Origin of the sequence: Streptomyces sp. UNOB3_S3, assembly GCF_020740895.1 — a bacterium.
Lineage (GTDB): Bacteria > Actinomycetota > Actinomycetes > Streptomycetales > Streptomycetaceae > Streptomyces.
Map to the genome: position 1 here is coordinate 1 of NZ_JAILXP010000209.1, position 12,616 is coordinate 12,616.

Annotated in this window: 2 protein-coding genes and 1 pseudogene; all 3 read right to left on the reverse strand. The window is 74.6% G+C overall.

The genetic code is table 11. The annotated features are described in order from the left end of the window. Positions 1-3,199: type I polyketide synthase (locus K6I33_RS21830; RefSeq protein ID WP_229355583.1), on the reverse strand; the 3,199-nt coding region annotated here is incomplete at its 3' end. Between the two features lie 72 nt (positions 3,200-3,271). Continuing rightward, positions 3,272-9,190 (reverse strand): annotated as a pseudogene (locus tag K6I33_RS21835) (type I polyketide synthase); the annotation flags it as partial. A 161-nt stretch (positions 9,191-9,351) separates the two neighbouring features. Beyond that, the coding region (locus K6I33_RS21840; protein WP_229355591.1) for a type I polyketide synthase at positions 9,352-12,616 on the reverse strand (3,265 nt) is incomplete at its 5' end.

A 12,616-nucleotide genomic window follows, 5' to 3' on the forward strand; every position in this document is an offset into this window, starting at 1 on the left:
GTGTGGTGGTGTGGGGGAGGTCGATGAGTCCGCCCCAGCGGTCGGGGAGTTCGAGGGCGGCGACTCGTCCGAAGGCCCAGAGTTGGGCGGCTTCGGGGTCGGGGATCTCGCCGGGGGTGACGGCGACGGCGCCCTGGGTGATCGTCCACAGGGGTGCGTCGAGATCGCTGTCGCCGAGGGCTTGCGTCAGAGCGACGGTGGCGGCGAGGCCGAGGAGGGAGACGATGCCGGTGACCGGCTGGTCGTGGTGGGTGGTGAGGAGGGTGGTGAGGGTGGTGCGGTCCGTGGTGGTGGGGTCGATGGTGAGGTGGGTGACGGTGGCGCCGTGTGCGGTGAGGGCCTGGGTGAGGTCGGTGTCGTGGCCGGTGGGGGAGAGGAGCAGCCAGTGGCCGGTGAGACGTGCCGAACCGGTGAACGACAGCTGCTTCCAGGTGACTTGGTAGGAGAGAGACTCCTGCGGGGCCTGGGCAGCCTCCAGCCAGTAGTGCCGGCGCTGGAAGGGGTAGGTGGGGAGGTCGGTGCGGCGGGCGCCGGTTCCCCCGAAGATGGCCGGCCAGTGGATGGGTGCGCCGTGGGTGAAGGCTTCGGCGGTGGAGGTGAGGAAGCGGCGGAGGGTGCCTTCGTTGCGGCGGAGGGTCCCTACGCTCACGGCATTGTCCGGGAGTGCGGGGACGAGGACGGGGTGCGCGCTCGTCTCGATGAAGAGGGTGTAGCCGTCGGTCTGGAGGCGTTGGACGGTGTCGTGGAAGCGGACGGTCTGGCGCAGGTTGCGGTACCAGTAGTCGGCGGTCAGGGCTGTGGTGTCGATCGGGGCCGCTTCGACCGTCGAGTAGAACGGGATGGCTGAGGACTGGGGGCGGATGCCGTCCAGCGCCTGGAGAAGCTCGTCCTGGATGGTTTCGACGTGGGTGGAGTGGGAGGCGTAGTCCACCGCGATGGTGCGGGCCCGGATTCCCTCTGCCTCGTAGTCGGCGACCAGTTCCGTGAGGGCGTCGGGGTCTCCGGCGACGACGGTGGCGGAGGGGCCGTTGATCACCGCGACCTCAAGCCGGCCGTCCCACTTGGCGAGGCGGGTTTCCACCTCGATGGGGGGTTGGGCGATGGCGGCCATGCCGCCGTGTCCGGCGAGTTCGCGGGCGATGATCTGGGCGCGCAGGGCGACGATCCGGGCGCCGTCTTCGAGCGACAGGGCTCCGGCGACCACGGCTGCGGCGATTTCGCCTTGTGAGTGGCCGATGACGGCATCCGGCTCGATGCCCATGGACTTCCACAGCTCGGCCAGCGAGACCATGACGGCGAAGCTGGCGGGCTGGACGATGTCGACGCGGCGCAGGGCGTCCTCGTCGGCCAGGACGTCGGTGAGCTTCCAGTCGACCAGCCCGGACAGTGCTGCCTCGCAGCGGGCCATGGCCTCCGCGAAAACAGGTGACTCGTCCAGCAGTGGGACGGCCATGCCCGCCCACTGCGTCCCCTGCCCCGGGAAGACGAACACCGACTGGCCACCGTCCCCGGCCGGCACACCGGAGACAACATCGGCGGACGGTTCGTCCGCGGCGATCGCCTCCAGCCCGGCCCGCAGCGCAGCGCTGTCCCCGGCCAGCACGACCGCCCGGTGCTCGAAGGCCGAGCGCGCGACGGCCGTGGAGTAGCCCAGGTCCAGCACGCTGTCCGCGTCCACGTGGTCGACCAGTCGGCGCGCCTGCGCGCGCAGCGCCTCGCCGCTCCGTGCCGAGACGACGACCGGTACCGGGCTCAACGCCCGTACGTTCTCCGGTTCATCTGCCTCGGTCGGCTCGGGTGCCTGTTCCAGGATGATGTGGGCGTTGGTGCCGCTGACTCCGAAGGAGGAGACGGCGGAGCGGCGGGGTCGGTCGAGCCGGGACCAGGTCACCGGCTCGTTGAGCAGGGCGACCGCGCCCGACGACCAGTCGATCTCGGTGGAGGGCTGCTCGGCATGCAGGGTGCGGGGAAGTTCGCCGTGCTGCATGGCCAGCACCATCTTGATGACACCGCCCACCCCCGCAGCGGCCTGAGTGTGCCCGATGTTCGACTTCAACGAGCCCAGCCACAAGGGCTGGCCGGTCGCCCGCCCCTTGCCATATGTGGCCAGCAGCGCCTGCGCCTCGATGGGGTCACCGAGCCGGGTGCCCGTACCGTGCGCCTCCACCGCATCGACATCGCCCGTCCCCAGACCGGCGTTCCGCAGCGCGTCGCGGATGACGCGCTGCTGCGAGGGCCCGTTGGGTGCGGTGAGGCCGTTGCTGGCGCCGTCCTGGTTGACGGCGGAACCGCGTACCACGGCCAGGATGCGCCGACCGTTGCGTATCGCGTCCGAGAGCCGCTCGACCGCGAGCACGCCCGCGCCCTCGCTCCAGCCCGTGCCGTCCGCCGCGTCCGAGAACGCCTTGCAACGCCCGTCCGCCGCCAGCCCCCGCTGCCGCGAGAACTCCACGAACGTCCCCGGTCCGGCCATGACGGTGACGCCACCGGCGAGCGCGAGGTCGCATTCGCCGTTGCGCAGTGCCTGCACCGCGAGGTGGAGGGCCACCAGCGAGGACGAGCAGGCCGTGTCGACCGTCACCGCCGGGCCCTCGAAGCCCAGCGTGTAGGAGACCCGGCCGGTGAAGACGCTGCCGGAGGTGCCGGTGCCAAGGAAGCCGCCCACCTCGTCCTCGGCGGTGTGAGCCACCGACGTGCCGTAGTCGTGGTACATCACCCCGGCGTAGACGCCGGTGCGGCTGCCGCGCAGGGTGTGCGGGTCGATGCCCGCCCGCTCCAGCGCCTCCCAGGACGTCTCCAGGAGCAACCGCTGCTGGGGGTCCATGGCCAGGGCCTCGCGGGGCGAGATCCCGAAGAAGCCGGCGTCGAACTCGCCCGCGTCGTGGAGGAACCCGCCCTCGCGGCTGTATGTGCGGCCCGGGCGGCCGGGTACCGGGTCGTACAGCGCCTCGACGTCCCAGCCCCGGTCCACCGGGAACGGGGAAATGGCATCGGTGCCCGAGGCCACCAGGTCCCACAGGCCCTCGGGCGAGGTGACCCCGCCCGGGAAACGGCAACCCATCCCCACGATCGCTATCGGCTCGCTCCGGCTCGACTCGACCTGGCGGATCCGCTCGCGTGCCTCATGAAGGTCCGTCATGGCGCGGCGGAGGTATTCGCGAAGCTTCTCTTCGTTGCTGGCGGGCGCTGCAGAGGACACGTGCGTTTCCTTCTGGATCTGGAACAAAAGCCGTTGAGTGGCCGGAGGAGGGGTGGGTGGGGGCGGGTGGGGTTACGTCAACTTGAAGCCGCTGTCGAGGAGATCGAACAGGTCGTCGTCGTTGCCGGTCGCCAGTCGGTCGGCCACCGAGGCGGCATCGGAGCCACCGGAGCCATCAGAGCCGCCGGAGCCGCCGGAGCCCGGGGAAGCCGCCGGCGCGGCGGAGGCGTCGAGGAGCCCGAGGAGGTCGCGCAGCCGGGCTGCGACGTCGGACCGGCCGGCGTCGTCGGTGACGGCCTCGGCGAGCCCGTCCCGGACGCGGTCGAGCGTCTCCAGTACGGCCGCCACGTCCGAGGGAGTTCCGGTGTCCCGGTCGCCCTGGGGGAGTTCACGTTCCAGGTGGTCGGCGAGCGCGGCGGGGGTCGGGTGGTCGAAGACCAGGGTGGCGGGCAGCCGCAGCGCGGTGGCGGTGGTGAGCCGGTTGCGCAGTTCCACGGCGGTCAGCGAGTCGAAACCGGCTTCCTTGAAGGAGGTCTGCAGCTCGACGCGGTGCGGGTCACCGTACCCGAGGACCGTCGCCACCTCGGTCCGCACCAGTGTGCGCAGCGCGGCGATGCGCTCGCCGCGTGCCTTGCCCGCCAGCTGCTCGGCGAGACCGGCGGCGGTCCGCTCGGCATCGTCCGCGACTGCCGCCGCAGCGGGGGAGGGGGTTGCTGCGGCCGGGGGGACCAGGCCGTACAGCACCTCGGGCACCACGCCCGTCCCGTTCGCCGCACGGGCGCGCAGCCCCGCGAGGTCCAGGCGCAGCGGCAGCAGCACCGCCTCGTCCCCGGCCCCGTCCGGGGCGCAGGAGGCGTCGAGCAGCGACAGCCCCTCGGCCCGGCCGAGCGGCAGGATGCCGGAGCGGCGCAGCCGGGCCAGGTCGGCGGCGCCCAGCCCGGCGCCCATGCCGTCGCCCTGGCCGCCTTCCTCGTCGCCCCACAGGCCCCAGGCCAGGGACACGGCGGGCAGTCCCTGCGCCCGGCGCCAGGACGCGAACGCGTCGAGGTAGGCGTTGGCGGCGGCGTAGCCGGACTGGCCGGGGCTGCCGAGCGTTCCGGCGGCCGAGGAGAACAGCACGAAGGCGGACAGGTCCAGTCCGCGCGTCAGCTCGTGCAGATGCCGGACCGCGTCGGCCTTGGCCCGCAGCACGGCCGAGACCCGCTCGGTGGTCTGGGCGGTGACGGTGCCGTCGTCCAGGACGCCTGCCGTGTGGACGACCCCGGTGAGCGGGCGGTCGGCCGGGACGGCGTCGAGTACGGCTGCCAGCGCCGCTCGGTCCGCCGCGTCGCAGCCGACGATGTCCGCGCTCGCCCCCAGACCGGCCAGCTCGACGGCGAGTTCGCGGGCTCCCGGCGCGTCCGCGCCGCGCCGGCTGGTCAGCAGCAGGTGCCGTACGCCGTGCCGGGTCACGAGGTGGCGGGCGACGGCCCGGCCGAGCGTCCCGGTTCCGCCGGTGATGAGCACTGTGCCGTCCGTACGCCAGGGTGAACCGGAATCGGAGCCGGAGCCGGAGCGGGTGGCGCGGGTGTCGCGGACGAGTCGGGGGAGGAGGGGCGTGCCGTCGCGCAGGGCGATCTGGCCCGCACCGGTCGCGAGGGCCCGGGGCAGGGCGCGGTAGTCGGCGTCCCGTTCCCCGTCCGGCGCCGCCGGGTCCACCGCCGCCAGGTCCACCAGGACGAAGCGGCCCGGGTGTTCGGCCTGGGCGCTGCGCAGCAGACCCCAGACCGCGGCGGCGGCCGGGCTGGTGACCGTCGCACCGGCGGCCACGGCGCCGCGCGTCACCAGCACCAGCCGTGCGTCGGCGAAGCGCTCCTCGGCCAGCCAGCGCTGTACGAGGCTCAGCACCCGAGCCGTCAGCTCATGGACGTCGGAGGCGAGGCCGGCGTCTCCGCCGAGGTCCACCAGTACGGTACCCGGCGCGGCCAGGCCGGCCAGGTCGGCGGCGGCGTGTACGGAGCCGGTCGGCATCGCGGCCCGCAGATCCCGCAGGAGCGCGGGGTCATGGTCGCCGACGACGGCCCACTCGCCCGTACCCTCCACCGCCCGCTCCCCGGCGGGCGTCCACTCCAGTCGGTACAGTGGCGCGCCCTCGCCCCGCGCCTGCCGCAGCTGGTCCGCCGCCATCCGGCGCAGCGCGAGCGAGCGGGCGGCGAACACGGAACGGCCCTCGGTGTCGGCGGCCGCGACGGTCACCGAGTCGGGACCGGCCGGGGCGATCCGCACCCGCAGGCCGGTGGCGCCACGGGAGTGCAGCTGTACGTCGTTCCAGGCGAACGGCAGCAGCCCGTGGGGGCCCTCGGCGAACTGCCCGCCGAAGCCGGTGGCGTGCAGCGCCGCGTCCAGCAGTGCCGGGTGGACGCCGTACCGGGCGGCGCCGTCGGTCAGCCGGTCCGGCAGCCGCACCTCGGCGAACACCTCCTCGCCGCGCCGCCACACCGCGCGCAGGCCCTGGAAGGAGGGGCCGTAGCCGACTCCGGCAGCCGCGAAGCGCGCGTACTCCGCCGCGATCCGGTCCGCGTCGTCGGCGACGGGGGTGGCGCCGGCGGGTGGCCAGGCGCCCCGCAGGCCGGCCAGGGCGTCGCCGGAGCGGTCGTCGCCGGAGCCGTCGCCGGAGCCGCCGTCGTCAGCGCTGACGCCATCCGTGCTGTCCGTGTCGGCGACGAGCACGCCCGTGGCGTGCCGCGTCCAGCCGGCGGCCGGTCCCTCGGCCTCGGCCGGGCACGAGTCGATCCGTACGGTCCGGGCGCCGGACGCGTCCGTGCCGCCCACCGTGACCCGCAGCCGGACACCCGTGGCGTGTCCGTCCGCATCTCCCGGCAGAACGAGGGGAGTCGCGAAGGTCAGCTCGGCCACCCGGGCGTGGCCGAGGTCTGCTCCGACCCGGGCGGCGAGGTCCAGGAGCGCGGCGCCGGGCACCACGGTACGGCCCCAGACGGTGTGGTCGGCGAGCCACGGGTGGGCGCGGACCGAGAGCAACCCGGTGCGTACGGTGCCCTCGCCGTCGGGCAGGTCGAGGGCGGCGGCGAGCAGCGGGTGATCCGCGGTGTCGAGTCCGGCCGCGGCCGGGCCGGCGGCGGGCCGCGGGGCGTCCAGCCAGTAGCGGGTGCGCTGGAACGGGTAGGTGGGCAGGTCGGTGGCGGCCGTGGGGCCGTCGCCGTGCGGGGCGGCCAGGTCGACGGGGACGCCGTGGGCGTGCACCGTGGCCAGGGCCCCGACACAGGACGCCGGCTCGTCGCGGTCGCGGCGCAGCACGGGCACCATCACGACGGCACGCTCGGCGGGCTCCGCCGCCTCCGCTGACTCCGTCGACTCCGCGTGGTCGTCCTCCGGCAGGCACGCGCGGGTCAGCGCGGTCAGCGTCCCGTCCGGCCCCAGCTCGACGAAGGTGTCGATGCCCCGGGTCCGCAGGCTCCGGATGCCGTCGAGGAAGCGCACACCTTCCCGCGCGTGCCGCACCCAGTACTCCGGGGTGCACAGCGTGGTGCCGTCCGCCACCTCGCCGGTGAGGTTGGAGACGACCGGGATGCGCGGCTCGGCGTAGCCGACCTCCCGCGCGACGCGTGCGAAGTCCGCCGTCATCGCGTCCATGTGCGGCGAGTGGAACGCGTGGCTGACCGGCAGCCGCTTGACCCGGCGGCCCTTCTCCCGCCAGTGCGCGGCCAGCTCCTCCACGGCCGCCTCGTCGCCGGAAATCACCGTGGCCGAAGGGCCGTTGACGGCGGCGATGCCCACTTCGGCACCGCGCCCCGCCAGCAGCGGCGCGACCTCCGCCTCGCTCGCCTGGAGCGCGGCCATCGCGCCACCGGACGGCAGCGCACCCATCAGCCGGCCGCGCGCGGCCACCAGCCGGGCGGCGTCGGGCAGCGAGAACACCCCGGCCACGTGCGCGGCGGCCAGCTCGCCGACCGAGTGGCCCAGCAGTGCGTCCGGGCGCAGGCCCCACGCCTCCACCAGCCGGAACAGCGCCACTTCGAGCGCGAAGAGCGCGGGCTGGGTGTACTCGGTGCGGTCCAGCAGCCGGGCCGCCTCGCTGTCCGCGGCGGCGAACATCACTTCGCGCAGCGGGCGTGCGGCGGCATGGCCCTTCAGGTGCGGGTCCAGCTCCGCCGTCACCTCGTCCAGGGCCGCGGCGAAGACGTCGTAGCGCTCGTACAGCTCGCGCCCGGCACCCGGCCGCTGGCTGCCCTGCCCGGTGAAGAGCAGGGCGGTACGGCGGCCACGGGCGGCCCGGCCGGTGATCAGCCGCGGCCCCCCGGCGCCGCCACGAGCCAACTCCTCCAGCCCGTCGAGCAGTTCACCGGATCCGGCGCCCAGCACCACGGCCCGGTGCTCGAAGGCCGTACGGGAACGGGCCAGCGCCCGCCCCACCGGGGCCGGGGCCGGAGCCGGGTCCATCGCGGCCTCCGGACTGCCGGACAGGTGGTCGTGCAGCCGCCGCGCCTGGGCGCGCAGGGCTGCTTCGGTGCGCCCGGACAGGGCCCAGGCGGCGATGCCTCCCGGCGCCACGGGGGCGTTCCCCTGAGCGGCGTCCGGCTCCTGACCGGCGTCCGGCTCCTGAGCCGCGTCCGGCGCGCTCTCCAGGATCAGGTGCGCGTTGGTGCCACTCGCGCCGAAGGAGGAGATGCCCGCCCGGCGCGGGGCGTCCTCCCGCCCGGTCCAGTCCCTGGCCTCCGTCAGCAGCTCGACCGCGCCCGCCGACCAGTCCACCCGGCTGGAGGGACGGGTCACATGCAGGGTGCGGGGCAGCCGTCCGTGCCGCATCGCCAGCACCGTCTTGATGACCCCGGCCACGCCCGCGGCGGCCTGGGTGTGCCCGATGTTGGACTTCAGCGAGCCCAGCCACAGCGGCCGGTCGGCGGTCCGCCCCTTGCCGTACGTGTCCAGCAGCGCCTGCGCCTCGATGGGGTCGCCGAGCCGGGTGCCGGTGCCGTGCGCCTCCACCACGTCGATCTGGTCCGCCCCCAGGCCGGCGTTGGCCAGGGCCTGGCGGATCACCCGCTGCTGGGCGAGGCCGTTCGGCGCCGTCAGGCCGTTGCTGGCACCGTCCTGGTTGACGGCGGAGCCGCGGATGACCGCCAGCACCCGGTGCCCCTTGGCCACCGCGTCCGACAGCCGCTCCAGCAGCAGCATGTCCGCCCCTTCGGCGAAGCTGGTGCCGTCGGCGGCGTCCGAGAACGCCTTGCAGCGGCCGTCGGCGGCCAGCCCGCGCAGCCGGGCGAAGTCGATGAACAGATCCGGCGTGGACAGCACGGTCGCGCCGCCCGCCAGCGCCATGTCGCACTCCCGCTGCCGCAGCGCCTGGGCCGCCAGGTGCACGGCGACCAGCGACGACGAGCACGCGGTGTCGACCGTCACCGCCGGGCCCTCCAGACCCAGGGTGTAGGCGATCCGGCCCGAGGCGATGCTGCCCGCACTGCCGTTGACCAGATAGCCCTCCATCCCCGGCGGGATCTCGCGCAGCCGGGCACCGTAGTCGTGGTACATCACGCCCGCGTACACCCCGGTACGCGAACCCCGGGCCGACGCCGGGTCGATCCCGGCCCGCTCGAACGCCTCCCACGACGTCTCCAGCAGCAGCCGCTGCGTCGGGTCCATGGCCAGCGCCTCGCGCGGGCTGATCCCGAAGAACTCCGCGTCGAAGTCGGCGCAGTCGTGCAGAAAGCCGCCCTCGCGGGAGTAGGCGGTGCCGGCCTTGTCCGGGTCGGGGTCGTAGAGCGCGTCGAGGTCCCAGCCGCGGTCGTCGGGGAACGGCGAGACCGCGTCGGTGCCGGAGTCGACCAGCTGCCACAGCTCCTCGGGCGAGGTGACACCGCCGGGCAGCCGGCAGCTCATCCCCACGATGGCGATGGGCTCGCGGGCGTCGTGCTCAAGGGCGCGCAGGCGCTGCCGTGTGCCGTGGAGTTCGGCGGTGACCCGCTTGAGGTAGTCGCGGATCTTGTCCTCGTTGGCGGTCATCGACCGGACCCTTTCTGGCCTTCTCGCTGTTGCCTGTCGTGCTGGTTGCCGGCGGTGCTCACCGCGCCGGCCTGTCTCATCGCATCCGCTGCTGTCTCATGGCGCCTGCTGCTGTCTTATGGCGTCCCTCGCGTCCCGTGGCGTCCACCGGCCCCTCACAGCTGGTCCTCGATGAACGCGAACAGGTCGTCGTCCGAGGCCGAGTCCAGCCGCTCCAGCACGTCCTCGTCCGCATGCCCGGCGCCGTCACCGGAACCGCTCGTCACCGGACCGCCCCCGATGGCACCGCCGACCGAGGCCAGCAGCTCCGTCAGTCGACGGCGGACCACATCGCGCCGGATGTCGTCCGTCGGCAGCTCCCGCAGCGCCCGGTCCAGCGCATCGATCCCGGACAGCGCCGCCGCGCCCGCGTCCGCCCGGCCCTCCGCCGCCAGCAGCCCGGTCAGGTGCCCGGCGAGCGCCTGGAGGCTGGGGTGGTCGAAGACCAGCGCGGGAGGCAGCCGCAGGCCGGTGACCGTGCCCAGCCGGTTGCGCAGTTCGACGGCCGTCAGCGAGTCGAGCCCGATCTCGCGGAAGGAACGGTCCGGGTCCACCGACGCCGCATCGGCGAAGCCCAGCACCTCCGCCAACTGTTCCTGGCACAGGCTCAGCAGCTCCGCCCGCCGGCCCGCGTCGTCCAGCCCGGCCAGCCGGGACCGCAGCGCCTCCGGCGCCCCCGCCCCGCCCACGGCCCCACCGGTACGGTCGGCACGCTCCGTACGCGCCGCCGCGCGCCGCACCCCGGTGGCCGGCGCCAGCCCGCGCACCAGCTCGCGCAGCAGCACGGGCACCGCAGCGGCGCCGTGCTCCGCCCGCTGCGCGCACAGCGCCGCCGTGTCCAGCCGCATCGCGCACACCAGCGGCTCCCGGCCGCCCGCCGCACCACCGGACCGGACGGCCCGGTCGAACAGCTCCAGGCCCTGTTCCTCCGACAGCGGCGCGATACCCATCCGTGCCATCCGCCGCAGATCCACCTCGCCGAGGTGCCCGGTGAACGCGCTCACCGCACTCCACAGCCCCCACGCCAGCGACACGCCCGGCAGGCCCTGCGCCCGCCGGTGGTGGGCCAGCGCGTCCAGGAAGGTGTTGGCGGCGGCGTAGTTGGCCTGTCCGGCACCACCGAGCAGGCCCGTCGCGCCGGAGTACAGCACGAACGCGGTCAAGGGCAGCCCGGCCGTCAGCTCGTGCAGATTCAGCGCGGCGTCCACCTTGGGACGCAGGACGCGATCGAGCCGCTCGGGGGAGAGCGCCTCGACGGTGCCGTCGTCGATCACCCCCGCCGTGTGGACCACGGCGGTGAGCGGGTGCTCGGCGGGAACGGCCGCGAGGACGCCGGCCAGCGCCGTACGGTCGGCCGCGTCACAGGCGACCAGCTCGACATGGGCGCCCAGCTCCGTCAGTTCACGCTCCAGCCCGGCCGCCCCCTCGGCGTCCCGCCCGCTGCGGCTGAGCAGCAGCAGCCGCCGTACGCCGTGGACGCGGACCAGGTGCCGGGCGAGCAGGCTGCCGAGGGTGCCGGTCGCGCCGGTCAGCAGGACGGTGCCCCGGGGGCCGAACGGCGCGGCGTCCGCCTCGTTCTCATCCAGAACGGTGAGGGCGGGGATGAGCATATCCCCGTGCCGCACGGCCAGTTGGGTGGCCTCGGTGCCGACTGCGGCGGCCAGAGCGGCCCGCGACACCTCGCCGGGGGTGTCGATGAGGGTGAACCGGCCCGGGTGCTCGGTCTGGGCGCTGCGCAGCAGCCCCCACAGCGCGGCGCCTGCCAGGTCCGGCACGTCCTCGTCCGGGGCGGCGGCCACCGCGCGGCGGGTGAGCACCACCAGACGCACGTCGGCGAACCGCTCGTCCGCCAGCCACTCCTGCACGAGCGCGAGCCCACGACGGGCCGTCTCCCGCACCTCGGCGGCGGTGCCCGCCGGACCCGAGGCGAAGGAAGCGATCACCACGTCGGGCAGCGCGGCGCCGGCGTCCAGCGCGGCGCGCAGCGCACCCAGGTCCGAGAAGACATCCAGGTCCGAGAAGACATCCAGGTCCGAGAAGACATCCAGGTCAGAGAAGGCGTCCAGGCCCTCGCCCACCACGCCACCGCCGACCACCGCCCAGCGGGCGGACTCCGGCGGCAACGCCCCGGGGCTCCCGGCCCGCTGCCAGGACAGGCGGTACAGCGGCCCGGCCGCCGCACCCCCGAGTACCTGCGCCAGCCGCTCCTGCGGCAGTGGCCGCAGCACCATCGCCTCCAGCGACAGCACCGGCGCCCCGGCGAGGTCCACGGCCTGCAAGGACACCGCCGACTCCCCGGCCCGGCCCAGCCGCACCCGCAGCGCGTCGGCGCCGGACGCGTGCAACGTGACGCCCTGCCAGGCGAACGGCAACAGTACGGAACCGTCCTCGGGCAGCGGGACGAACCCGCCCACCAGCCAGGGCTGGAGCGCCGCGTCGAACAGGGCGGGATGCACACCGAACCGGGCCGCGTCCACCGCAGCTCCTGCGGGCAGCCGCACTTCGGCGAACACCTCGCCGTCACGCCGCCAAATGCCCTCGACCCCGGCAAACACCTCGCCGTACTCATAGCCGAGCGCGGCGAACCGGCCGTACAGCTCTGCCACGTCCAGCGGCTCGGCCCCCTCGGGCGGCCAGCTCTCCCGGCTCCACTCCAGGGCCGGGGCCGGGGCGGGGGCCGTGTCCAGGGCGTCCGGGGCGGGCAGCAGCACGCCGGTGGCGTGCCGGGTCCAGGCGGCGTCGTCCGATGTCCCCTCTGTCCCCTCCGGCTGCGAGTGGACGCTCAGCCGACGCCGCCCCGACCCATCGGGTGCGTCGACGGCGACCTGGAGTCGTACGCCACCGCTCTGCGGCAGCAACAGTGGTGCCTCCAGCCCGAGTTCCTCGATGCCGTCGCAGCCCACTGCCGCCGCGGCGTGCAGCGCCATGTCGAGGAAGGCGGTACCGGGGAGCAGGACCGTGCCGGACACGCTGTGGCCGGCGAGCCACGACTGAGAGGCCAGCGCCAGCCGCCCGGCCAGCAGCACCCGGCCGGACTCGGCGAGCGGCAACGCACCGCCGATCAGCGGATGCTCCTCCCAGGTCATCCCGAACCGGGCGGCCGCCGCCACACCGGTGCCGGAGGGCGAGGTCGCCGCCCAGTAGCGCTGGCGCTGGAAGGGGTAGGTGGGGAGGTCGGTGTGGTGGGCGCCGGTGTCGGTGTAGGCGGCCGGCCAGTGGATGGGTGCGCCGTGGGTGAAGGCGTGGGCGGCGTTGGTGAGGAAGCGACGCAGGCCGCCGTCGTTGCGGCGGAGGGTGCCGATGCCGGTGGTGCCTTCGGGGAGGACGGGGGTGAGGACGGGGTGGGCGCTGGATTCGATGAAGAGGGTGTAGCCGTCGGTC